Origin of the sequence: Micromonospora peucetia (assembly GCF_900091625.1) — a bacterium.
GTDB lineage: Bacteria > Actinomycetota > Actinomycetes > Mycobacteriales > Micromonosporaceae > Micromonospora > Micromonospora peucetia.
In genome coordinates, this window is sequence record NZ_FMIC01000002.1 from 3,713,333 (window position 1) to 3,735,680 (window position 22,348).

General features: G+C 68.8%; 23 protein-coding genes, 1 tRNA gene and 1 pseudogene. 14 read left to right on the plus strand and 11 right to left on the minus strand.

From position 1 onward, the window contains the following. The first annotated feature begins 209 nt into the window (after positions 1-209). The 6 genes from GA0070608_RS17385 to GA0070608_RS17410 all read left to right on the plus strand — a co-directional run bounded on the left by GA0070608_RS17385 (position 210) and on the right by GA0070608_RS17410 (position 5,043). Positions 210-614, plus strand: coding sequence for a YjbQ family protein (locus GA0070608_RS17385; protein ID WP_091629309.1), 405 nt, complete (start codon positions 210-212; stop codon positions 612-614). A 78-nt stretch (positions 615-692) separates the two neighbouring features. After that, complete coding sequence (locus GA0070608_RS17390) at positions 693-1,175, plus strand: MarR family winged helix-turn-helix transcriptional regulator (RefSeq protein ID WP_091629311.1); 483 nt, start codon at positions 693-695, stop codon at positions 1,173-1,175. 51 nt (positions 1,176-1,226) lie between these two features. Further along, positions 1,227-3,788 carry a thiamine pyrophosphate-dependent enzyme gene (locus GA0070608_RS17395; protein WP_091629314.1) on the plus strand — a complete coding sequence of 854 codons (2,562 nt, stop codon included), beginning with the start codon at positions 1,227-1,229 and terminating at the stop codon, positions 3,786-3,788. A 112-nt stretch (positions 3,789-3,900) separates the two neighbouring features. After that, positions 3,901-4,341, plus strand: a complete 441-nt coding sequence (locus tag GA0070608_RS17400) for a DUF3052 domain-containing protein (protein WP_091629316.1) — start codon at positions 3,901-3,903, stop codon at positions 4,339-4,341. 82 nt (positions 4,342-4,423) lie between these two features. After that, entirely contained in the window at positions 4,424-4,891 is a 468-nt protein-coding gene (locus tag GA0070608_RS17405; protein ID WP_091629318.1) for a peroxiredoxin, read from the plus strand. A gap of 80 nt (positions 4,892-4,971) precedes the next feature. Further along, positions 4,972-5,043 (plus strand) — tRNA-Val (locus GA0070608_RS17410). An 87-nt stretch (positions 5,044-5,130) separates the two neighbouring features. Here the strand turns inward: GA0070608_RS17410 and GA0070608_RS32670 are convergent. The 5 genes and pseudogenes from GA0070608_RS32670 to GA0070608_RS32065 all read right to left on the minus strand — a co-directional run bounded on the left by GA0070608_RS32670 (position 5,131) and on the right by GA0070608_RS32065 (position 9,649). Then, complete coding sequence (locus tag GA0070608_RS32670) at positions 5,131-5,493, minus strand: tyrosine-type recombinase/integrase (protein ID WP_176733595.1); 363 nt, start codon at positions 5,491-5,493, stop codon at positions 5,131-5,133. 253 nt (positions 5,494-5,746) lie between these two features. Beyond that, positions 5,747-5,993 (minus strand): annotated as a pseudogene (locus GA0070608_RS32675) (helix-turn-helix domain-containing protein); the annotation flags it as partial. 609 nt (positions 5,994-6,602) lie between these two features. Continuing rightward, a complete protein-coding gene (locus tag GA0070608_RS17420; protein ID WP_091629320.1) occupies positions 6,603-7,847 on the minus strand; it encodes a pentapeptide repeat-containing protein in 1,245 nt (414 codons plus the stop codon). Positions 7,848-8,041: 194 nt separating this feature from the next. Then, positions 8,042-8,713 carry a hypothetical protein gene (locus tag GA0070608_RS32060; protein WP_141719484.1) on the minus strand — a complete coding sequence of 224 codons (672 nt, stop codon included), beginning with the start codon at positions 8,711-8,713 and terminating at the stop codon, positions 8,042-8,044. Between the two features lie 39 nt (positions 8,714-8,752). After that, a complete protein-coding gene (locus tag GA0070608_RS32065; protein WP_141719485.1) occupies positions 8,753-9,649 on the minus strand; it encodes a DUF4747 family protein in 897 nt (298 codons plus the stop codon). Between the two features lie 141 nt (positions 9,650-9,790). Between GA0070608_RS32065 and GA0070608_RS17430 the strand changes: the two genes are divergently transcribed. Beyond that, the gene (locus GA0070608_RS17430) at positions 9,791-10,282 is read left to right on the plus strand and encodes a helix-turn-helix domain-containing protein (RefSeq protein ID WP_091623943.1); all 492 of its coding nucleotides are present in this window, start codon (positions 9,791-9,793) and stop codon (positions 10,280-10,282) included. Continuing rightward, complete coding sequence (locus tag GA0070608_RS17435; protein ID WP_245715730.1) at positions 10,261-10,866, plus strand: transposase; 606 nt, start codon at positions 10,261-10,263, stop codon at positions 10,864-10,866. Before GA0070608_RS17430 ends, GA0070608_RS17435 begins: the two co-directional genes overlap by 22 nt. A gap of 522 nt (positions 10,867-11,388) precedes the next feature. On the opposite strand, the gene GA0070608_RS17440 is transcribed toward GA0070608_RS17435, so the two are convergent. After that, the gene (locus tag GA0070608_RS17440) at positions 11,389-12,291 is read right to left on the minus strand and encodes an aminoglycoside phosphotransferase family protein (RefSeq protein ID WP_218107519.1); all 903 of its coding nucleotides are present in this window, start codon (positions 12,289-12,291) and stop codon (positions 11,389-11,391) included. Positions 12,292-13,245: 954 nt separating this feature from the next. Here GA0070608_RS17440 and GA0070608_RS17445 point away from each other — a divergent pair. Further along, positions 13,246-13,800, plus strand: a complete 555-nt coding sequence (locus tag GA0070608_RS17445) for a hypothetical protein (protein WP_245715819.1) — start codon at positions 13,246-13,248, stop codon at positions 13,798-13,800. Between the two features lie 163 nt (positions 13,801-13,963). Here GA0070608_RS17445 and GA0070608_RS17450 read toward each other — a convergent pair whose 3' ends face one another. From GA0070608_RS17450 to GA0070608_RS17460, 3 genes are all read right to left on the minus strand, one after another. Next, positions 13,964-14,542 carry a hypothetical protein gene (locus GA0070608_RS17450; RefSeq protein WP_245715820.1) on the minus strand — a complete coding sequence of 193 codons (579 nt, stop codon included), beginning with the start codon at positions 14,540-14,542 and terminating at the stop codon, positions 13,964-13,966. A 137-nt stretch (positions 14,543-14,679) separates the two neighbouring features. Then, positions 14,680-15,015, minus strand: a complete 336-nt coding sequence (locus tag GA0070608_RS17455; RefSeq protein ID WP_091629327.1) for a DUF6204 family protein — start codon at positions 15,013-15,015, stop codon at positions 14,680-14,682. Between the two features lie 381 nt (positions 15,016-15,396). Further along, positions 15,397-16,269 carry a hypothetical protein gene (locus GA0070608_RS17460; protein ID WP_141719486.1) on the minus strand — a complete coding sequence of 291 codons (873 nt, stop codon included), beginning with the start codon at positions 16,267-16,269 and terminating at the stop codon, positions 15,397-15,399. Positions 16,270-16,407: 138 nt separating this feature from the next. On the opposite strand from GA0070608_RS17460, the gene GA0070608_RS17465 reads away from it, so the two are divergent. From GA0070608_RS17465 to GA0070608_RS17475, 3 genes are all read left to right on the plus strand, one after another. Then, complete coding sequence (locus tag GA0070608_RS17465; protein ID WP_091629332.1) at positions 16,408-18,069, plus strand: sigma-70 family RNA polymerase sigma factor; 1,662 nt, start codon at positions 16,408-16,410, stop codon at positions 18,067-18,069. 113 nt (positions 18,070-18,182) lie between these two features. Continuing rightward, positions 18,183-18,650, plus strand: a complete 468-nt coding sequence (locus GA0070608_RS17470; protein WP_141719487.1) for a GNAT family N-acetyltransferase — start codon at positions 18,183-18,185, stop codon at positions 18,648-18,650. Positions 18,651-18,660: 10 nt separating this feature from the next. Then, complete coding sequence (locus GA0070608_RS17475; protein ID WP_091629336.1) at positions 18,661-19,458, plus strand: alpha/beta fold hydrolase; 798 nt, start codon at positions 18,661-18,663, stop codon at positions 19,456-19,458. Positions 19,459-19,515: 57 nt separating this feature from the next. Here the strand turns inward: GA0070608_RS17475 and GA0070608_RS17480 are convergent, their stop codons facing one another. After that, positions 19,516-20,097, minus strand: a complete 582-nt coding sequence (locus GA0070608_RS17480) for a dihydrofolate reductase family protein (protein ID WP_091629338.1) — start codon at positions 20,095-20,097, stop codon at positions 19,516-19,518. Between the two features lie 75 nt (positions 20,098-20,172). On the opposite strand from GA0070608_RS17480, the gene GA0070608_RS17485 reads away from it, so the two are divergent. Both GA0070608_RS17485 and GA0070608_RS17490 read left to right on the plus strand, forming a co-directional pair. Continuing rightward, positions 20,173-20,751 carry a TetR/AcrR family transcriptional regulator gene (locus GA0070608_RS17485; RefSeq protein ID WP_091629340.1) on the plus strand — a complete coding sequence of 193 codons (579 nt, stop codon included), beginning with the start codon at positions 20,173-20,175 and terminating at the stop codon, positions 20,749-20,751. 194 nt (positions 20,752-20,945) lie between these two features. Next, positions 20,946-22,091, plus strand: a complete 1,146-nt coding sequence (locus GA0070608_RS17490; protein ID WP_091629342.1) for a polysaccharide pyruvyl transferase family protein — start codon at positions 20,946-20,948, stop codon at positions 22,089-22,091. 6 nt (positions 22,092-22,097) lie between these two features. Here the strand turns inward: GA0070608_RS17490 and GA0070608_RS17495 are convergent, their stop codons facing one another. Next, positions 22,098-22,304, minus strand: coding sequence for a hypothetical protein (locus GA0070608_RS17495; RefSeq protein WP_091629344.1), 207 nt, complete (start codon positions 22,302-22,304; stop codon positions 22,098-22,100). Positions 22,305-22,348: the final 44 nt, after the last annotated feature.

Here is a 22,348-nt window from a genome sequence, read left to right on the forward strand (position 1 = left end):
GCGCCATCCTGCCCCCTGGTGGCACCCGCCGTCACGTCCACCGCCCGGAGACGCGACGCGCGACACAGGTACCCGCCAGTAACTTTGCGCAACCGGCCGCCCGGTGTGAGCCGGGCCGCTCGCTCGGTCGGCGGGGACTCCGGCGGCGGCCGGTCCGGTGGCGGGAACTCCGGCGGCGATTGCTGACCCGCTCGGGCAGAATGCGTCGTATGCGCAGTGAGGTGATCACGGTCCAGACCGGGTCCCGGCCGACCGTCCGGGACATCACGGCGGAGGCCGAGCGGTTCGTCTCCGGGCAGGGCGACGGTCTGCTGCACGTCTTCGTGCCGCACGCCACCGCCGGGCTGGCGATCATCGAGACCGGGTCGGGTTCCGACGACGACCTGCTCGCCGCACTCGACGACCTGCTTCCCACCGACAACCGGTGGCGGCACCGGCACGGCTCGCCCGGCCACGGGCGCGACCACGTGCTGCCGGCGTTCGTCCCCCCGTACGCGACGCTGCCGGTCGTCGACGGGCGGCTGGCGTTGGGCACCTGGCAGTCGGTCTGTCTGGTCGACCCCAACGGCGACAACCCCACCCGCACGGTCCGTTTCTCGTTCCTCCCCGGCTGACCACGCCCGCCTCGCGTCCCGGCGGTCCGCCGAGCGTCGCGAGAAGATCAACTGCTGAGCGTAAGTAGGCTGTGGGTCATGGCGCAGCACACCGCCCCCTCCACCCCGCCGGACTCCGCCGATCGTGCGGCGCTGGCCGGCGACGTGGTGCGCCGCATCACACACCTCGCCTCCGCGCTGCGCCACCACCAGGACGTGGAGATCGCCGAGCTGGGGCTCACCCCCGCGACCGCGCGGGCGCTGCACGAACTGGACCCGGACCGGCCGCTGCCGGCCCGGGACCTCGCCGAAGGGCTGGGCTGCGACCGCTCCAACGTGACCGCCCTGGTCGACAAGCTGGAGCGGGCCGGGCTGGTCGAGCGGCGCACCGACCCCGCCGACCGGCGGCAGAAGACGCTGGTGGTGACCGGGCCGGGGCGGCAGGTACGGGCCCGGGTGCGGCAGGTCATGTCGGACTCCCGACTGCTCGCCGGGCTCACCCTGGAGGAGCTGTCGGCCCTGCGTGAGCTGGTCTGGAAGGTCTCCGACGGCGGCTGCCCGGAGCGGTGCGGCGACGACTGATCCACCCCGTGTCGTTCGTGTCCGAGTGGGCGCTCGGGCCGCTTGTCGGTAATGCTGTCCGACGTGACCACCCCGCAAGATCTCGACGACCGCTTCCGGGAGGCGTTGGCCGCGCTGGCCGTCCCGCCGCAGCGGCGTGACCCGGCCCGGCCGGTCACCGACGACACGACGCTGACCGGCGCGCGGGCGCTGGAACTCTTCGACGCGCAGGCCACCAGTCGTCAGCTCGACCTGGCCGGCCGGTGGCTGCGCAGCTTCGGCGAGGGGTTCTACACGATCGGCTCCGCGGGCCACGAGGGAAACGCCGCGGTCGCCGCCGCCCTGCGCGTCACCGACCCGGCGCTGCTGCACTACCGCTCGGGCGCCTTCTACTGCGTCCGCGCCGCCCAGGCCGCCCGGTCGGCATCGTCCGACCGGCCCGAGGCCGAGTTGGCCGGTGCCGAGCTGGCCGAGGTCGACCGGCCCGGGGCTGAGCAGGGCGGTACCGACCGGCCCGGGGTCGAGCAGCCGGGTGCGGCCGACGGGCCCGCCGGAGCCGCGCCGGCCGGCCCGGCCGGATCCGGCGACGCCCCCGCCCCGGACTCCCCTGTCCCGGACGATCCGACCGGCGGCGCCGGGCCCGCCGTGGACCGGCCGTTCTCCCCGGGGTACGCCGAGGCGGCCCGCGACGTGCTGCGGGGCATGGTCGCCTCCAGCGAGGAGCCAGCCACCGGCGGACGGCACAAGGTGTTCGGCCGAGCCGACCTGGCCGTCGTCCCGACCACCTCCACCATCGCCTCGCACCTGCCCCGCGCCGTCGGGATGGGGCTGGCGGTGGAACGGCTCCGCCGGCTGGACACCGCGGGCCGGCGGGACGGGGCGCGGATCGGCAGCGGCGGGGCCGCCACGCAGGCGGCCTGGCCGCCGGACGCCGTCGTGGTCTGCTCGTTCGGCGACGCCTCGGTCAACCACGCCAGCGCCACCGCCGCGTTCAACACCGCCGGCTGGTACGACCACACCGGCCTGCGCATCCCGGTGCTCTTCGTCTGCGAGGACAACGGCCTCGGCATCAGCGTCCGCTCCCCGAAGGGGTGGGTGGAGACCACGCTGCGGTCCAAGCCGGGCGTCCGCTACTTCGCCGCGGACGGCGGCGACCTGGTGCGGGCGTACGAGGTGGCGGCCGAGGCGGTGGCCTGGGTGCGCCGGCACCGACGCCCCGCCGTGCTCCACCTGTCGACCGTACGGCTGATGGGGCACGCCGGCGCGGACGCCGAGACCGCCTACCGGAGCGCCGAGGAGATCGCCGCCGACCTCCACCGGGATCCGCTGGCCGGTACCGCCCGGCTGCTGGTCGGGGCCGGGGTTGCCACCGGCGAGGAACTGCTGGCCCGCTACGACGAGATCGGCTGGCAGGTGCGCCGGATCGCCGAGGAGGTGCTGGACGAGCCGAAACTCACCGCACCCGCCGAGGTGGTGGCCCCGCTGGCCCCGCGCCGGCCGGCCCGGGTCACCCGGGCGGTGGGCGAGGCGGCGGCCCGCGCCGCAGGCCCCGGTGCCGGAGCCCGGGCGGAGGCGTTCGGCGGGAAGCCGCCGGAGCTGGCCGGTCCGCTGACGCTGGCGCAGAGCATCAACGCCGCGCTCGCCGACGGGATGCTCGACCATCCGCAGATGGCCGTGTTCGGCGAGGACGTCGGCGCCAAGGGCGGCCTGTACGGGGTGACCAAGGGGCTGCGGGACCGCTTCGGCCCGGCCCGGGTCTTCGACACCCTCCTCGACGAGACCTCGATCCTCGGTGTGGCGCTGGGCGCCGGGCTGGCCGGGCTGCTGCCCGTGCCCGAGATCCAGTACCTGGCGTACCTGCACAACGCCGAGGACCAGTTGCGTGGCGAGGCGGCCACGATGCAGTTCTTCTCACGGGGCGCCTTCCGTAACCCGATGGTGGTGCGGGTGGCCGGTCTGGCCTACCAGGAAGGCTTCGGGGGGCACTTCCACAACGACAACTCGGTGGCCGTACTCCGGGATGTGCCGGGCCTGGTGATCGCGGTGCCGGCGCGGCCGGACGACGCCGCGCCGATGCTGCGCACCTGCCTGGCCAGCGCGGCGGTGGACGGCAGCGTCTGCGTCTTCCTGGAGCCGATCGCGCTGTACCACACCCGCGACCTGTACGCCGACGGTGACGGCGAGTGGTTGGCCCACTATGCCGAGCCCGGCGCGTGGGCCGGCGGGCACCTCCCCATCGGCAGGGCCCGCGTCTACGGCGTCGGCTCGGCCGAGGACGTCACCATCATTACTTTCGGTAACGGGGTCCCGATGTCGCTGCGCGCGGCGGCGACCCTGGCCGACGAGGGGATCGGCACCCGGGTGGTGGACCTCCGCTGGCTGGCCCCGCTGCCGGTGGCCGACGTCATCCGGGAGGCGGCGGCCACCGGCCGGGTGCTGGTCGTGGACGAGACCCGCCGGTCCGGCGGGGTCGGCGAGGGGATCATCGCGGCCCTGGTGGACGGCGGATACGTCGGAGCGGCGCGGCGGGTAGCCGGAGTTGACTCGTTTGTACCATTGGGCCCGGCGGCCCGTCAGGTTCTGGTCTCCGAGGAAGCAATTACCCAGGGTGCCCGCGCGCTCTTGGCACGGTAAATTCCGTTCCACCCGGTGCGCCACTTGCGCGGGGAGCCACAACTGTGTGGACTTTGCCTGACGGCGTCGACCTGACGCCGCGGGTAGGGATGAGATGAGGAGGCACGCGACAGTGAGCGCGACCGCTGGTCAGGCCGCCGACGGGGTACGCAGCCTGGCGGACCGGTTCGGGATCGAACCGGGGATGGTCGTCATGGAGATGGGGTACGACGACGACGTCGACCAGGATCTCCGGGACGCCCTGACCGACCGCTGTGGAGATCTGGTCGACGAAGACACCGACGAGGTGGTCGACGCGGTGCTGGTCTGGTACCGCGACGGTGACGGTGATCTCTTCGAGCTTCTCGTCGACGCCCTCGGCCCGCTGGCCGACAACGGTGTGGTGTGGCTGCTCACGCCCAAGGCGGGGCGTGAGGGGCACGTCGAGCCGAGCGAGGTCGCTGAGTCCGCGCCCACCGCCGGCCTCCAGCAGACCTCCACCGTCAACGCCGGCCGGGACTGGAGCGGCGCCCGCCTCGTCCTGCGCCGCGGGGCCAAGGGCGGCAAGAAGTAGGCGTCGCCGACGATCACCCGGCGGCGTCCGCCGCCGGGTGTGGCAGGCTGTTGCCCATCCGATCCCATCCTGAGGAGCTCGCATGCCGATCGAGGTTGGCGCCGAGGCGCCGGACTTCGTGCTCAAGGACCAGAACAACCAGGAGGTCCGGCTCTCGGACTTCCGTGGCAAGCGCACCGTGCTGCTGGTCTTCTACCCACTCGCCTTCACCGGGATCTGCCAGGGTGAGCTGTGCGAGGTGCGGGACAACCTCAACGACTACGGCAACGACGACGTCCAGGTGCTGACCGTCAGCGTCGACTCGGTCTACGCTCACAAGATCTGGGCCGACAAGGAGGGCTACCAGTTCCCGCTGCTGGCCGACTTCTGGCCACACGGCGCGGTCGCCCAGTCGTACGGCGTCTTCAACGAGGTCGCCGGCATCGCCAACCGGGGCACCTTTGTGATCGACAAGGCCGGAGTGGTCCGCTTCTCCGAGATGAACATGCCCGGGGAGGCACGCGACCAGCAGGGCTGGCGTAAGGCCCTCGCCGGCGCCGTCGCGGCCTGACCGACCGGGCACACCGTACGACCGGGCCGGTGGAGGGCAGGGTAAGCTTGCCAACCTCCGGCCCGCCGTACGGGCGTTCCGGGCGCGTAGCTCAGTGGGAGAGCACTCGCCTTACAAGCGAGGGGTCGCAGGTTCGAAACCTGCCGCGCCCACACTCTGACCAGCACGCGAGCAGGGCACCGGATGACCGGTGCCCTGCGTCGTCTCAGTTCGTTCGCCAGAGCAGTCCGGCAACCTGCTCAGCGATGCCGGAGATCGAGGTGCTGATAGCGGGTCGTCATCGCCATCTGCGACCAGCCCATTACCTCCATGACCGCGCGGGTCGGCACGCCGAGCGCCAGGAGCATGGTCGCGGCCGTGTGCCGGGCGTCGTGCAGGCGGGCATCCCGTACGTTCGCCTCCTTCAGCAGCGCCTTCCACGCGTCATGATCGGCGCGCGGGTCGATCGGTCGGCCGTTCGGTTGGGCGAACACCCAATCGCCTTCCTCCCAGAGTTGGGCTGCGGTCTCCCGTTCCTTCTCCTGGGCTGCCCTGTGCTGCTTCAGCGCTTTGAGCAGGGGAGCGGGAATACCGACGGCACGGCGACCGGCCCGAGACTTCACGTCAACCTCTTTGAGGCCGCCACCGTGGCGCTGAGGGCATTTGCTGGCGTGCCGGGTGCAAGTCGCGGGGGCACGGCGGCGGACACGCGAGCTGGTGGCGCTTGCAGTCCTTCGGGCAGGGCTCGACCTTGTGCAGGCGAGCGCCGCACGCGTGCGGGTTGTCGCAGCCGTGCTGCCACCGGTGCCGCTGAAGCTGCCGCGGCGTGCGGAGTAGCCCCTTGTCCAGGTCGATCCGGCGCCACTTCAGTCCGAGCGCCTCGGAGTGCGACACCCCGAACAGCGGACCGATCTGCCGCATGGTCAGGTTCGTGCGCCAGTACGCGGCGACCAGCAACACCCGATCGGCGAGGTCAAGCGACCACTGCCGGCCTGGCCGACCATCGGCGATCGCGTCACCCGCCACGCTCAGCGACCAGCCGGACCAGCCTGCGGAACTGGGCGGGCTGCAGCCCGGTGAACGGGAAGATCCACTCCGGGCGAACCGCCGAGATCACCTGCACCCCGACATAATCCACCATGGACGACCACCCGAGTTACGAGACGTCCCTTAGAAGGTGCACATATCTTACACCCCGGCCAGCATGCTCTTTTTCAAGTTTTCGCTCGGAAGCAGGTTGATGACTGGGTAAACATTCTTGATGAGGGTGACAGCGAAAAGGAGTCGTGCGATTCGTATATCTGGTTCCATCCGGCGGATGCTGAGGGTCCTCGCTGTGGTGTGAAAATTCATACCCAAGGAATTCCCCTGAGTCGCGGGAGGCCAGATGACGCCTATGTCATATTTGACGCAAATAGTTACTTCCGCGTTGGGCTTGAATTCTTGCGGAGCTATCCCGAATCGGAAGAAGAGATATCGGCGGACCTTGGAGGTGATAGGGAGGAGTTGTTCTGGATATCAGTACGAAAGCAAAGGCTTGAAATGATCCGCAAAAGCCGGCAAAAGGAATGAGATGATGCCTTTAGTGGCACTCGCCAACGACGCCCAGCGAGGCTGGACAGAGCGGATGTGATAATTACGTGTATGGGTGAGATGGTCGGCGTGCTAATGGAGCGGCTTGCCGGATGGGTGCCAACGATGCATTGGTACCCGCGCCGCTGTCGCCGCGTAACTACACTTCGTGGCTCTTGTCGGGAACGAGTGGACGGTAGCCATCGATGTATTCGCCGTAGTCCCATCCAGGGGGAGGGCATACTGCCATTACGCCCAAGTCTGGTTCGTCAAACCAGACGCGGGAATTGTATAGCTCGTAGAACTTGTTATCGCCGAGGTCAAAGAAGTGAAAGAAATGCGCCCCAATGATCCTGATCTTGCCGTCACACTTCGCGTCGACCAGCCCTAGGAAGTCGTGGAATCGGGCGTGGTCGAATAGTCCCCCGCCGTTGAAGGAGGCGCGGTTGAAGAATGCCCCGTCTTTGAATGTTGCCTTGTAGAACTCGACATGAGCTTCGAAGTGAGTGCTGACAAATGCGGCGGCAGAGCTAAAGATGCACTTATCGAACGACGCGCCGGATTCGAAGCGCGCTGACCGAAATTCGGCTTCGTCGTGGAACTCGCACTCGTCGAAGTAGGCGTGGCCGCCTAGCTTGGCTCCCGCAAACTCGACCCGACCAGCGAAGCATGCCCCTTCAAACCTGATGTCTTCGGCGATGTGAACATGCGAGAATTTCGAGCGCCCCTGGAAGATGCAGCCTCGGAATATTCCACGTCTCAGCCTGCACTCTTCGATATCGAAGTCGTAGAGCGTCGCTCCTGTAAGGTCCAGCTCGACCGGCTCCCACCGTGCTGCATCGCTTCCGGCAAGATGGCTCTTTAGTATCCGCTGAGCGGTATATCGAACCTCTAACTCGTCTCGGAATAACCAAGGGCTTGCCTCGGCTAAGTCAATTGGAGGCGCAAGGCGAAGATAGCCGCAGATCAGGTTGACTACGGTGTTCCTGTGGCTGGGATTATTCTCGCCTAGGCGGGATAGGGCGTATAAGGCGGCGATGCGCGCGGACGGTCGGTCGTGCCCCAGCAGTTCGGCGGCTTTGGCGTATAGGTCAGTTATCCGGCGTTCTTCTGCATCTCGCTCGGTGACTTGTGAGGTCCGAATTTGTAGCAGATGTTCGCGCTCGCTTAACCATTGCCTGCGCGCGGTGAGAAGAAGTGCCAGTGCTCCGCCGGTCCCCGCGCCTACGGTAAGGCCAGTTTTAATCGCTTCGATCTGGAGTCGAACCTCCTCGGCCTGGTTGCCCACCCCCTTGACCAGTGACAGTAGGAGATAAACGGATGCCGCGGCCGCCACGGCGACTAACGCGGCAAGCATCGCGATCGTCGCTCCGCTTATAGGGCGAAAGCGGCGAGGGTCTGTCATGGCTCACCCCGGGCTGTTGGACACGGACCTGCTCATCCTTGCTTGCGGGCGCAAGAGCGTGTGCCTGACCTGCCAGTGGCGAGCGCGACAGGGTCGTGCGTCCCGTAGGGCGCTCCACCCTTGTCACCCTGGCCCTGGCCCTGGCCCGCTCCACGGTGTGCGGGGCGACAGACGGGGTGGCAGGTGTTCGAAGGCTAGAGACCAAGCTTGCGGCGGTCGAAAGTCTCTTGAAGGCGGGCATAGTCAGCCATCGCCCGGAGGAGAGCAAGCATTTGAAGTAGAGCGTAGATGATTATCGAGATAACCATGAAGAAGCCAAGCCGGGAGCGTAGGCAGTGGGACGGGTCCACCATATTCGCGTCTCCCGCTATCGCAAAATACGCCATAGCCCCCACGCCTAGGGTAAGCTGAGCGACCATTGTCCATAAGAAGGTAAAGACGAGATCGCCGTACAAAGAACGGAATCGCGAGTTATAGCGGGCTGGAGTCAGAAGGTGCTGCTCGTCAGGATTTCGGGCCCGCGGCTTATCGTCTGGGCCAATGACAACCTCTGGTGCTCCTGGCCCATTCGCAATCATCGTGTAGTAGTAGCTGGTCTTAGGGATAGACAAAGCCAAGGCGGCGGCGGCTGTCGAGGCGCCGAAGCCAAGAGCGGAGTACGCCAGGAGCCCGGCCACAAAATCTTTGACCGCGATCTTCGTTAGGGCAGGGAAGAAGTCCAACTGGAAGGCCGCAAAGGTAAGGACTCCAGCACCGAGTAGACTTATCGACACATTACGATGAAAAACGGTGTCCGAGAAGCGAGGCCCTAGGTGCGAACGTGTGAAGCGAAAGTACCGCACGCGTGACTGCTTCGAACTCGTCATGATGCAACCCTAGGACAGGCGTACGACAAGTTTCCGGCTCTACCCCGACGCCTGTCGTGCCCTCTCCCTGACCAGAGGTAGGGCCGCTTCCGCCAGCTCCTCGGCCGCAGCGAACACCTGCTCATCCTGCTCCTCCTGGGGAGCTGCCGAATTGATCCGCGTTGTTGTCCGCATCTGATGCTTGTCGAGGGTGAGAATCCGGTCGGCAGCTTCTCCTTCCCTCCGGCCAACGATCCTGATATTCCGAAGGTTATGAAGGCCGTCTCGAAGGTGCTGTTTAACGAGACGAATCGCCCCAGAGGTGCGGGACAGCGACTTTCCGCGTTCCGCCTTCACTGCGATCTCGGCCTCGCCGGCGTTGGAATCGTCAGCCAAGCGTGATAGCAAGTCACTGGAATCGTCCCAATCGGAGTTGGGCCTTGCGACAACCAGAGCCGCTTCTCGAATGCGGACCAGTTGATTGATGTCTTCCTCGAATGATGGTGAAGGCATCGGGCTTAGATCGACGTGCAATTTCTCCACGAATCCGAGATTGCGAGCGATGTTGTTGAAATATCGCTCCAGATTGGTTGCCCCAACACCCACGCGACGACTCTCAATAAAGACGCACCGGTCCTCGGGGGCGACGGAAACCCTGGTTGACTGAACTAGCCAGGTCCCCTCTGGTGTGCGCCCCTGTACGGTTGTGCCGGTGCTCTCGTCGTAAAGAATTGGGATATCTCTCGGATTTCCGCTAACGAATCGGAAGTGATGCATCCCTTCTCGCTCAACTGAACGTACGATCGCAAGCACGACGTTGGAGCTAACATCGATTCTTGTTCGCCCGTAGGGGAGATTGACGAGCCAGTGAAAGAACTCGGGGTAATTCAAAAGCCCTTCGGTTGTCCGCCCATGAATGACGTACGCCTTGATGAACCGGACCTGGCTCTGCGGCACGATCTCCTCCTATCCGCCAACCCATCGAATGAGGCTGACGGGCTACAGCAAGTCGCGATCGTAGCCGCTTACAGACCTTGAATGGCCAGGTTCGTCCGATGTGGCCTGTGTGATGGCCTCGCGTTGGGGTAGATCGATGGGATGAGGTATCCCGATGGAGGTGGGTTGTCCGCGCGGGGGCGGGCGAAGCGTGAGGCGGTACGACGGCAGGCGGCCGGGTGGTTCGCCCAGGATGTGTCGGTGCCGGAGATCGCGCGCAGGCTGCGGGTGTCGCAGACCGCGGTGTACGGGTGGCGTAAACGGTGGCAGGTCGGTGGTGAGCAGGCCCTGGCCTCGAAAGGGCCGGGTGGGTCTCGGTGTCGCCTGGATGAGGGCCGGCTGCGGCGGCTGGCCGATGGCCTGGAGGAAGGGCCGGCGGCGCACGGGTTCGGTAGTGATCAGCGGTGGACCCTGGCGCGGGTGTCGGACTTGATCGCCCGGATGTTCCGTACCCGGTACACGCTGCGCGGGACGGCGAACATCATGTACCGGTTGGGTTGGTCGGTGCAGGTCCCCGCGCATCGTGCGGTCGAGCGTGACGAGGCCGCGATCGTCACCTGGCGGCGGGAGACGTGGCCGGCGGGAAAACGGTAGCGGCGCAGCGGCAGGCGTGGCTGGTCTTCGAGGACGAGGCTGGTCAGACGTTGCGCCCTCCGAAGGCCCGCACCTGGGGACGACGCGGGCACACCCCTGTGGTTCCGGTGGCGGGCAAGGGTTCCGGTCGGGTCTCGATCGCCGGGTTGACCTGTTACCGGCCCGGGAAGCGGTCCCGGCTGATCTACCGCACGATCACCCATCGCGGTCGCAAGAACGAGCGCCGTAGCTTCAGTGAACGCGACTACATCTGCCTGCTCGACGCCGCTCACCAGCAGCTCGGCGGCCCGATCGTGTGCGTCTGGGACAACCTGAACACCCACGTCTCCGCCGCCATGCGGCAGATGATCGACGCCCGGGACTGGCTGACCGTCATCCGGCTACCGGCCTACGCCCCGGACCTGAACCCGACAGAGGCAGTGTGGTCCCACCTCAAACGCAGCATCGGCAACCTCGCCGTGACCGGCGTCGACCACCTCCTCGCAATCGTCAAGAACCGACTCAAGAGCATCCAGTACCGCACCGACCTACTCGACAGCTTCCTCGCGCACACCGGACTGACCCTCAAACCCGACACAACCTGACCATTCAAGATCTGTAGCGCACCCAGACGCATAAGACAAACTATAAAGAATGGCCCTAAACTGGCGACAGGAAGTCAGTCGCCTTCCCGACAGCTCCCGTCCCCTTCAGGTGAGGGCCACTGCCACGTTGCCGCCGCTCGAAGTGTTGGGCGTCAGCCCAAAGCAGCTTGGTTGCTCTGGTGGCTCGTCGCGAGCATCTACCCGTCTCAGTTCTCGTCTCGTTCACTGACGTTCAGGGCAGGTCAGGAGCGGTGATACATGCCTATCCCTCCTGGCGATGGACACCGACGGACCTCTCTGGACAGGGCGTCATGGAACTTACAAGCGAGGGGTCGCAGGTTCGAAACCTGCCGCGCCCACACTCTGACCAGCACGCGAAACGGGCCGCCGGATGACCGGCGGCCCGCTCCGTCTCAGTTCGTCACGTTCCAACTGATGTGGTTGCCGACCCCAACTTCGGGGCTCGTCGCGTGCCGCCTCTGCGACTGGCGGGTCCGCGGAGCCGCTCGCTGGCAGCGGCACTCACGTCAGTTCTGCGATCACTGCGCGGACCATTCGGCGGCCGTGCTCGGCCATCCGGGGAAAGGTGTGCCGGTAGTAGTCGATGCCGGTCAGCGACGGTGCGAGGGCCCAGCCGCAGGCGCGGTGCCAGGTGGCGTCGTCGTACTCGATTGCCTTCCGGTACGCGTCCCGAGCCGCGCCGGTGAAGGTCCACAGCGCCGGTGCCACGTCCGGTGCCGGGTCGCCGACACCGAGTGCCCCGAAGTCGACGACCGCGACCAGCCGGCCAGCGTCGGTGATCAGGTTGCCCGGCTGCAGGTCGCCGTGGATCCATACGGGGTCTCGGTCCCAGTCGGGAGCGGCGAGGCAGGCGTCCCAGGCGGCCTCGGCTGCGGCCACGTCGAAGCCGTCGTCATGCTCGGCCAGGCGGGGCAGCACCCGGCGGACGTTCGCGTCGACGTGGCGCAGGGCGGACCCGCGGGAACCCGGTGGCTTGACCGGACCTTCGGCAGGATCCATCCGGTGCAGGGCATGGACGAAGGCCGCCACGTCGCGGGCCAGGGGTACGTCGTCGCAGCCGAGCCGGGGCGGTGTGTCGCCCGGGACCCACGGCACCACCGTCCACCGCCACGGGTAGCCCGCGCCCGGCTCGCCGACGTGCAGCGGAACGGGGATCCGCACCGGCAGGTGAGGCGCCAGCACGGGCAGCCATCGAGCATCAGAATCGGCTTGGTCGACCGCCGAGGCAATCTTGGGCATCCGGGCGACGAGGTCGTTGCCGATCCGGAACAGTACATGGTCGGTGCCCTCCAACTCGTCGGCCAAATTGGTAACGGGAAGGTCAGCCCACTGTGGGCACTGGGCCGTCACCAGGCGGCGCATCTGACCGACGGTGGCTCGGACCTCGTCATCGTGGATGGGCACGACCGGCACGGTAGTGCGGTGAGGCGGCGCGGTGCCAACCGATTAGTCCGGCACCGCACTTTGCCTACGCTCGCCGCGTTGGGCGTCAGCCCCATCGCCGCCGCCTGGCCTAGGGCGACTGCGAAGTCGGGCGGGAGCGCTTCGACCAGGGGGTCTGGGGGATTTGGGGTGGGCGCTGCTCCATGGCGGGGTATGCCTCCCGGTGCCTATGGAGCTGAGTCGGATACGACATCACCCGCGCCCGCCGTGCTCGGCGACCGCAAGCGCCGACCCGACGGTCGTGGGTCACCCGACGGGCCATGGCCCGACCGGCGTTGATGACGTGGACGACTCAGCTCCATAGGCGCCGCCCCACGGCATCGACCGCCTCGCCCACAGCTCCGCCCCGGCCACGAGCCCCGAACCGACCGGGGACCGCACCCGCGACAACGCAATGACCCTGCCTGGCCGCTCTCGTAGCTTGTTGTGAGTCATCTCGGTTCCCGTCTCGTTCACTGACGTTCAGGGCGGGTCGGGAGCGGCGGCGGGTGTCGATCTTTCCTGGTGATGGATGTCGGCGGACCTCGGTGGACAGAGCGTCACGGAACTTACAAGCGAGGGGTCGCAGGTTCGAAACCTGCCGCGCCCACCCATCACCACCAGCACCAACACCGGGCCGAAGATCAGAGATCCGGCCGATGACAGCAACGGCGGCCAGCTCCGACCCCGGGAGCCGGGTCCGTGCCGGGCGCGGTTGGGCCAACTGCGCCACCGTGGCGGTGTCCGCCGGGGGCGCGGTCCGTGACACGAGAGCCGACTCAGTCTGTTCCGGTGGCAGCGTCCGTACGTGCGTGAAGGCCTACTTGACGTAGCGGGCTGGGCGGCGGCCCGCTCTCCCCAGCGGCGGGCCGACGGCGAACGTGGTGGCAAAAGGTTCCTAGCGGATTCTTGCTGCCCGTTCGGACAATGATCGGCATGGCAGAGATGAGCCCGCGCAAGGTTAGACGGCTGGGTCGGCTGTTCATGCTGGGATTCCCGCTGTTCGAGTTGGTCTTCGACTTCGTCCTCCTCCTTGTCACGTATCTGGTGCTGGCCTCGATCGTTCCCAACGTGCTGGGTGAGGTGGCCGTGAGCCCTGCCAGGTTCGCTGCCTGGATCGCGCTGGTGAGGTTGCCAATGACCCTCGCCTACACGCTGGCCGTTTCGTGGCGCGGGTGGATGGCCTTGGTGACCAGGGGCGAGGTTCTCGATCCTCCGGTACGGAAGGGTTGGCGGCGCGCCCTGGTCAGGGTGCGCGACTGGGGAGCAGATGCCGCTTGGTCAGTGATGGCCGCGTTGATCGTCTTCGACCACGTAGCCGATCCGGGCGATGCAAGGGTCTGGCAGCTCGTCGCTGTAACTGCTGTCGGACCGTTCCTGCTGCCGAAGTCCGTGAGGGGATTGTTCTGGCTGCTGCGCTGGTGGTGGCGACGGAGGCGCATATACCGCGCACGGCACGCGAGGCCTGATCAGGAGACCATCAATGTCTGACAGCCGGGCTGAGTGACCAACTGGGTGACGATCGGGACGGACGCCAGCGGACGGGCAGGGACGCTGATGGACGGTTCCAGCAGGCCAACACCCATTAAATGGCAGGTCAGCGCCCCGTGTTGGTTGCCTGGGGGCCAAGTAGTCGGGTGTCGGCCCTCGCCTCTCACACGTAGTCACGCCAGAAGGCCACGGTCGCCTTGGGCTCCCGGAACTCTTGGTCGATGTAGTGGGCGAGGTCGTGGCCGTACACGATGGAATCGGTGAGTCGGTGGATGGACAGCACGGGATGCCCGAAGGAGCCGCGACCAGCCGGTAGGTAGCGGTGGGCGTACACGGGGATCATCCGGGGCACGTCGGCGAGGAGCCGCTTCGCCTTGGCCATGCGCCTGACGAGGTCGTGAGGGCGATTGCTCCACCCCGGTGGCCACTCGCCGTGCTGGATGTCGTCGAGCGCGGTTGCGAACGGCCAGTCGACCTGCTCTTGCAGGGTGGTGGAGCCGAGCTGCCGCCAGTTCGGCCAGCCCCAACTTGCCTTGGCGGGGTGGTCATCGTGGCCAGGCGTCCAGACGGGCAGCCCGGCCGCGAGGAAAGCGCGGTGGTCGTCGGCGAACTCGAAGCCGAACCGTCGCTCGATGGTGACGAACTCGGTGTCGGTGAGCCCCGGTTGGATGTCCACCAGGTCCAGATTGGCCATCCGGCGAGCGGCCTCGATACCCAATTCGACACCCGCACCGTTCGTCACCGGAGAAGGGTAGCGACCTGGGTGCCCCATGTGGGGTGACTCGTTCACACCGAAGCGGCCGGCGTCGGGGACAATACGTGGGCCGCCGGCCGACCGGCGGCCCGCCGTCGCCTCGGTTGGGCAGACTTCGGCAGGCGTCATCGTCCCCGCTGGCGGATCTTGATGCTGTCGAGATCAGTCGACACCGACGTGAGATCGCGGTGCTCGGCTCCGAGTTCCCGGACGGCGGCTGCGGCGAGCGCTTCCGCCCTGCCGATCACGACCTCTTCCTTGTCCTCCTCGGTGGCCGGGACGACGCAGCGGAAGGTGAACGACGAGAGCAGGGACCGCTCGTACGTCACGGTGCCCTCCTCGGTGAACCTGGCCCGGAACACGTCGTGTTCGTCGGCCTGAGCGAGCAGTGCGGCCCGCTGCTCGTCATTGAGGGGCGCGAACTTGCCGCGCACGATGACCTGATAGGCCTTACGGGTCATTGCTGGAGACCTCCGGATCTGGCTGATCGTCACGATCGTGCGGCGGGGTTGTACGTGACGACGAACGGCTGCGCGTGAATGTCGGGGATCACCAGCGCACCCGCGAGGCGCGTGCCTCGTCCGATACCGGCCGCAGCTCAACCTGGCCATCGTCCCGCCACCCTCGACTCATCGCCGGCAACATACCAACGAGCGTTACGGCGTCGCCGCCTCTTTATCGCCGCGCTGGCGGGGACACCCGAAGCCGATCCTGATTCCGCCCAGCGTCTCCTTTCTCGTTCATCGACATTCAGCGGAGACACGACGTATACCGCACGGCATGCAGCCGGGTCCTGTGGTCCCGCGCCGGACGACCGGCGCGGGACCACAGGCACTGGCGGGTCAGTTCGCGCAGACGGCGTACGCGCGCACCTTCCAGTTGCCGCTGAAGCCGTTCTCGTCCTCCATGGCGCGGACGGTGACGACGGTCGAGCTGGTGGCCCGCATCTCGGTCAGGCGCACCTGCCCGTCGCCACCGAGGATCTCGCCGCCCACCCCGTGCACGCGCGTGCCGGGAGGGCAGGTGGCGGTGACCGACTGGACACCGGCGGAGCTGTAGACGCTGTCGTCGATCACGCGCTGCTCACCGGGCAGCGGGTCGGCGCAGATCGCGGTGGCGTCCAGCCACCAGGTGTCGGCGAAGCCGGTGCCGTCCTCGGCACCCGCCACCACGACGCTGTTCTGGTTGATGCGCAGGTCCTCGAGGATGACCTCGCTGTTCGACGCCCCGACGACCGCGCCACCGACCCCGATGGCGTGCTTGCCGGCCGGGCAGGACTTCTCGAACCAGTTCGACGTGCCGAAGCTGGGCGCCGAACTGCCGGACACGGTCACCAGGCCCGGCGGCGGCGTGGCGCACAGCGCGCTCGCCGTGACCGCCCAGTTGCCGGCGACGCCGTTCTCGTCCTCCCGGCCGGTCACCGAGTACGCGTCCGAGCCGACCAGCGGCCGCATGATGTCCATGCCGACCTGCCCGAGGCCGGAACCGGTGATCGCACCGCCACCGCCGATGACCTTGGTGCCGGCCGGGCAGGTCGCGTTCTGCGACTTCGCGACGCTGTTGCTGGGGCCGGTCGTCGTCTTGATGCTCAGGCCGGGCACCGCCGCCACCGGCCCGGTGAGGGCCAGTTGGCCGAGCACGAGCGCGCTCAGCGCGGCTCCGCCCACGGCTGCCGTCCGACGCGACCACGGGTTCCGGTTCGATCCTTCTCGCATGGTGTCTTCCCTAATCTCAGGCTGTTCGGTTGCGATGACACCGGTAGGAGCGCGGTCGGGTCGGGATGCCAACAGAAAGCTCCAAGAAAAAAATTCCGCGGTTCTAATTGACCGGTCGACGAGCAGCGGGAGACACGGATGGACACGGCGGGACGGGACGACACCGCACTGGTCGAGGCGGTGCGTCGCGGCGAACGGGCCGGGCTGGAGGGCATGTACCGGCGGTACGCCGACCGGCTGTACACGTACGCCCGGACGATGTTGCGCGAGCCGGAGGCCGCCGCGGACGCCGTCCACGACGCGTTCCTCACCGCCAGCCAGCGCATCGGCCAGCTCCGGGAGCCGGACCGGCTGCGCTCCTGGTTGTACGCGATCGTGCGCACCGAATGCCTCCGGCAGCTCCGGGAACGGTCCCGCTCGCTGCCGCTGGAGGAGGCCGGCGAGCCGGTGGCCGACGCCGCCGATCCGGGCACGGGCGTCAACGCCGAGCAGGTACGCGACCTGGTGCACACCGCGGTCGCCGCGTTGAACCCGGGCGACCGGGAGGTGGTCCACCTGGCCATCCGCCACGATTTGTCGTCCGCCGACATCGGCGCGGCCCTCGGGGTGCCCGCGAACCACGCGCACGCCCGCCTGTCGCGCGCCCGCTCGCAGCTCGAACGGGCGCTGGGGGCGCTGTTGGTGGCACGCAGCGGAGCCCGGGACTGCCCGACCCTCGCCGGCCTGATCGACGGCTGGCAGGGCCGGCTCACCCCGACCCTGCGCAAGCGGGTCTCGCGGCATATCGAGAGCTGCGCGGTGTGCGGGCTGCTCCGGCGGGAACAGCTCAGCCCGGCGGCGCTGCTGTCGGCGTACACGGCACCGGCCTTCCTGGTCGTCGCCGACACGGTGTGGCCGAGACTGACCGAGGCCAGCGCGACCGACGTCCCGGCCGACGCGGGGGCTGATGTCCCGGCCGACACAGCGGCTGACATCCCGGCCGGCGCGCCGGCCGACACGACGGGTGCGGTCACGGCCGGCCCGGCGACCGACCAGGTGCCGGCGGACGGCGGGTCGGTGCCGCCTGGTGTGGCGCACGCCGTGCGGACGACCTCGTCGGCGAACCACGGCCGGCGCCGCCGGCGGCTGGCCGGGACGGTAGCCCTGCTGGTCCTCCTCGCCGCGTTCGGCACCTGGGCACTGGCACCGGGGCGCCCGACCGCCGCGCGGGACGGCTCCGGCCGACCGGTGTCCGAGACGCTCGGATCACCGGCCGGTGTTCCTGTGGCACCCGACTCCACGCCGTCGTCCGTCACGACCCCGTCAGCCGGCACGTTGGCTGCCGACCCGCCACCGGCCGGCGCCGCCGCTCCGACGTCCGGGACCGCTGTCGGGCCGGCGGACGGTGACGGGGCTGCCCGGACCGAGTCGCCCGAGGCCGCGCCCGGTGGCGTCGCACCGGTGCCGGCACCGGCACCGACCAGGCCGTCGGCCGGGCCCCGGCCGACGGCCGCACCGCAGATCGCCGCGCCGTTCACGGTCTCCGCCACCGCTCACGTGCGGTGCGGATCGGAGACGTACAGCCTCGTGGTGCAGGCCACCGGCAGCGCCACGCTCCGCGCCGCCGAGGTGCGCTGGGCACCCACCGGAGGCAGGACGTCGGTGCGGGCGATGACGGTGGACGGGTCGGCTGCGCGGTCAACCGTCGGGCAGTTGCGCACGCCGGCGCTGACCTGGTCGGTGCGGGCGACCACAGTGGATGGCCGCACGGCGCAGAGCCCGAGCTACCCGGTCACCGATCCTTGCGTCCGACCGGGATAGTCGGGACGGTCGTGGGTGGTCTGCGGAACAAGCGCTCGGCAGCAAGCCCGGCGCGACGTCCTGTTTGTTCCTCCTGGGCCGTCCGGTCCGGATGGCTGAAATACGGTGTCGGGGTGACGCTGAGACTTGAGCCGATGACCGACGAGCAGTACCTCCGGTACCGGCAGCAGGCGGAAACGAACTACGCGCGCAACATCTCAGACTCGGGTGCGATGCCGGTGCAGGAGGCGCAGCAGAAGGCGCAGGAGGAGTACGCGAAGCTCCTGCCCGACGGTCTGGCGACGCCGGATCACCATCTCTGGACGGCCTACGACGGCGACGACGAGGTCGGCATGCTGTGGCTGCACGTCGAGCAGAAGTCGGACGGCGCGCACGCCTTCGGCTACGACTTCGAGGTGCGAGCGGACCTGCGGCGCAAGGGCCACGGTCGGGCCATGATCGAGGCCGCCGAGAAGTGGTGCCGGGAGGAGGGTGTCGTCTCGATCGGCCTGAGCGTCTTCGGCTTCAACCTGCCCGCCCGGACGCTCTACGAGCAGATGGGCTTCGAGGCGACCGCCATCCAGATGCGCAAGCGGCTGTAGTTTTGGGGCGATGAGCTACGCGGAGGTCGGCGGGCTGCGCCTGTGGCACGAGGAGCACGGCACCGGCCGTCCGCTGCTGTTGCTGCACGGCGGCTTCGGCGCGGTGGAGATGTTCTCGGCGATCCTGCCGGCCCTGGCCGCGCGCCGCCGGGTGATCGCGGTCGACCTCCAGGGCCACGGGCGTACCGCTGACGTCGACCGTCCGCTGCGCTACGAGTCGATGGCCGACGACGTCGCGGCGTTGATCGACCACCTCGGCCTGACCGAGGCCGACGTGCTGGGCTATTCGCTCGGCGGCGGCGTGGCGTTGCGTACCGCGATCCAGCACCCGGCGGTGGTGCGGCGGCTGGTCGTCGTCTCCGCTCCTTACCGGCGAGAGGGCTGGTATCCGGGGGTGCTGGCGGGTATGCCCGACCCCGACGAGGCGGCGGGCGAGCGGATGCGCGGCACCCCGTCGCATGAGCTCTACTCGCGCATCGCACCCCGGCCGGGGGACTGGTCGCGGCTCTGGGCGAAGACGGGCGAGCTGCTGCGGCGCGACTACGACTGGTCGGCCGAGGTGGCGGCCCTGACCGTGCCGACCCTGCTGGTCTTCGCCGACGCCGACTCGGTCAGCACCACGCACATGGTGGAGTTCTTCGGGCTGCTCGGCGGCGGCCATCGCGACGCCGGCTGGGACGGCACCGACCGTCCGGCCTCCCGGCTCGCCGTGCTGCCTGGGCTCACCCACTACGACATCGTCGACTCGCCGGCGCTGCCCGCCGCCGTCCTGCCGTTCCTCACCCACCCGGTGTCGCCGCCCGGCTGACGCCGACACGGTGCCGGGCCTCGGGGTCGGCGAGGTGTGTCATGCAGGAGGGACCGGCTACTCAGCTTCGCGGGGGCGGGCGTAGTGGAGGATGACCACGCCGCTGTCGAACGGGCGGGTGTCGACCAGGTCGAACCGGCGCGGGTCGAAGCCGCGGGCGGCGAGCGGGATGCCGCTGCCGACCACGTACGGGTTGAGCTTGATGATCAGTTCGTCGACCTGGGGCAGGAGTTGGCCGGCGAGCTGGCCGCCGCCGCAGAGCCAGATGTCGCGGCCGGGCTGGCGCCTCAGCTCCCGGACGAACTCCACCGGGTCGGTGGAGACGATCTCCACCTCCGGCTCCGCTGCCGGCGGCAGGGTACGGGAGAAGACGTACTGCTTGAGGTGGGCGTACGGGCTGGTGACGCCGACCTTCAGCGCCGGGTCGTAGGTGGCCCGGCCCATCACCAACGAGTCGAAGCGGCCCTCCGGCTCGTCGATGCCGAACTGCGGGTGGGCGAACGTGGGAAATGTCTGCGACCAGTTCGCCGCCAGGTGGGCGGCCAGGTCGGGGTCCAACTGGAAGAAGTCGTACGCCCCGTCTGGGGCGGCGATGAAACCGTCGAGGGTGCTGGCGACGTAGTACACGAGCTTGCGCATAGAGTTCCCCAATCACTACTGGTGTCGTGGATCAAGTTACTACATGCGTAGTGGTTGTTGGCTAGGGTGTTTCCCATGGCGAGAAACGTGCAGCGACGGGCGACCCTGGCCGACGCGGGGCTGCGGGTGCTGGCGGCGACCGGGGCGCGCGGCCTGACCCACCGGGCGGTCGACGCCGAGGCGGGGGTGCCGACGGGCACCGCCTCCAACTACTTCCGCTCCCGGGACGCGCTGCTCGGCGCGCTCGGCGAGCGGATCATGGAGCGGTTCGCCCCGGATGATCAGGTCGTGGCCGAGTTGGCCGCCCGTGAACCGTCGCTGGAGCTGTTCACCGACTACCTGCGATACATCGTCGAGCGGACCACCCGGCAGCCGGATCTCACCCGGGCCCTGATCGAGCTGCGGCTGGAGGCGGCCCGCCGCCCCGACCTGGCTCGGATCCTCGGCGACACCCTGCGCCGGGGCTACCGCGACGACGTCGCTTTCCACCTCGCCTCCGGACTGCCGGGAGGCGCGTTCGAGGTCGCCCTGCTGCACTACGCCATTGACGGGCTGCTGCTCGACCTGCTCGGCACCTCCATCGAGGCGGGGTTCGACCCCGACGACGTGGTCGTGGCGTTCGTGTCCCGGCTGGCCGGCGCCGCCGGCCGGTGACCCGCGAGACGTCGAGGTGCATTCCGGACACCGGGGGCAGGGGCACGGGAGGCGGGATGATGCCGCTCATCGCGGCCGAAGTCGCCGCCCTCGGCCTACCCGAGCCGGGACGCCCCCGGGGTGAGCCGGGTCAGGAGTGTTCCCCCGCGCAGCGGGAACCCGCCCCGGACGCAGCACCTGGGGAGGAGCTACGGATGACGCATGGTGGCGGACTGACCATCGGTGTGCTCGGCTCGTACGGCGGTCGCAACCTCGGCGACGAGGCGATCCTGACCGGTCTCCTGGCCGATCTGCGGGAGCAGGAGCCGAACGGCCGGATCATCGTCTTCTCCCGGAATCCGGAGCACACCCGGATCGCCCACCCCGACGTGGAGGCGGTGCCCTGGGAGGGGGTCAGCCGGACCGACTCGGCGCTGGTCCTGGCCCAGCTCGACGTGCTGATCCTCGGCGGCGGCGGCATCCTCTACGACCGGGAGGCCCGCCGCTACCTGCGGGTGGTCCGGGTCGCCCAGGAGCGGGGCCTGCCGCTGCTGACGTACGCGGTGGGGGTCGGGCCGCTCAGCGAGAGCGTGGACACGGGCATGGTGCGGGAGACCCTGGCCGGCGCGACCCAGGTGACCGTGCGGGACCAGGAGTCCCGGATGGTGCTGGAGGAGGCGGGGCTGATCAACCCGATCACCGTGACCGCCGACCCCGCGTTCCTGCTCGAACCCGAGGACTTCCCGGCGGAACTGCTCCGTGAGGAGGGCGTGCCGGCCGGCACCCGGCTGGTCGGGATGAGCGTGCGGGAGCCGGGCCGGGCCGCCGAGCGGCTCGACGTCGACGGCTACCACCGCCTGCTCGCCCAGATCGGCGACTTCCTGGTGCACCGGATCGACGCGTACGTGCTCTTCGTCCCGATGGAGCGCGACGACATCCGGCACTCGCACGGCGTGCTGTCGCACATGGTCGCCGCCGAGCGGGGCCGGATCCTGCACGGCACCTACTCGCCCCAGCAGGTGCTCGGGCTGATGCGCCACTTCGACCTGGCCGTGGGCATGCGGCTGCACTTCCTGATCTTCGCCGCGATGGTCGGCACGCCGTTCCTGCCGCTGCCGTACGCCGGCAAGGTCTTCGACCTGGCCCAGCGGCTCGGGGTGCCGGCGCTGCGCGGCGTGGAACGGGAGGTCGAGGGCCCGTTGCTGGCCGAGGTCGACCGGCTCTGGGACGAGCGGGACCAGCGGGCCGAGGCCACCGCCCGGCGGGTGGCCCAGGTGTGCGACGAGGCCCGGGGGACCTCGCAGGTCACCCGGGCGGTGCTGGAGAGCCTGCGTGCGCGCACCCTGACCCGGGTGGGCTGAGCCGTCTCAGACCGCCGGCCCGCGCCAGTGGTAGCGCCACCCGTTGTCGCCGGCAGCCACGGACTCCAGCTCGTAGATCTCCGCCTCGGCCAGCCCTTTCGCACCGAGGTGGTGGTGGGTCAGCGGCGGTCGGCCGTTCGGGTCCAGCTCCACCGTGACGGTCTCGCCGTCGGCCACGCCACCGACCAGAGGGATTTCTGCCGTTGATGCCATGCGCCCCATCCTGCCCCGCCCCGCCCGGCCCCGCAGCGGATAGC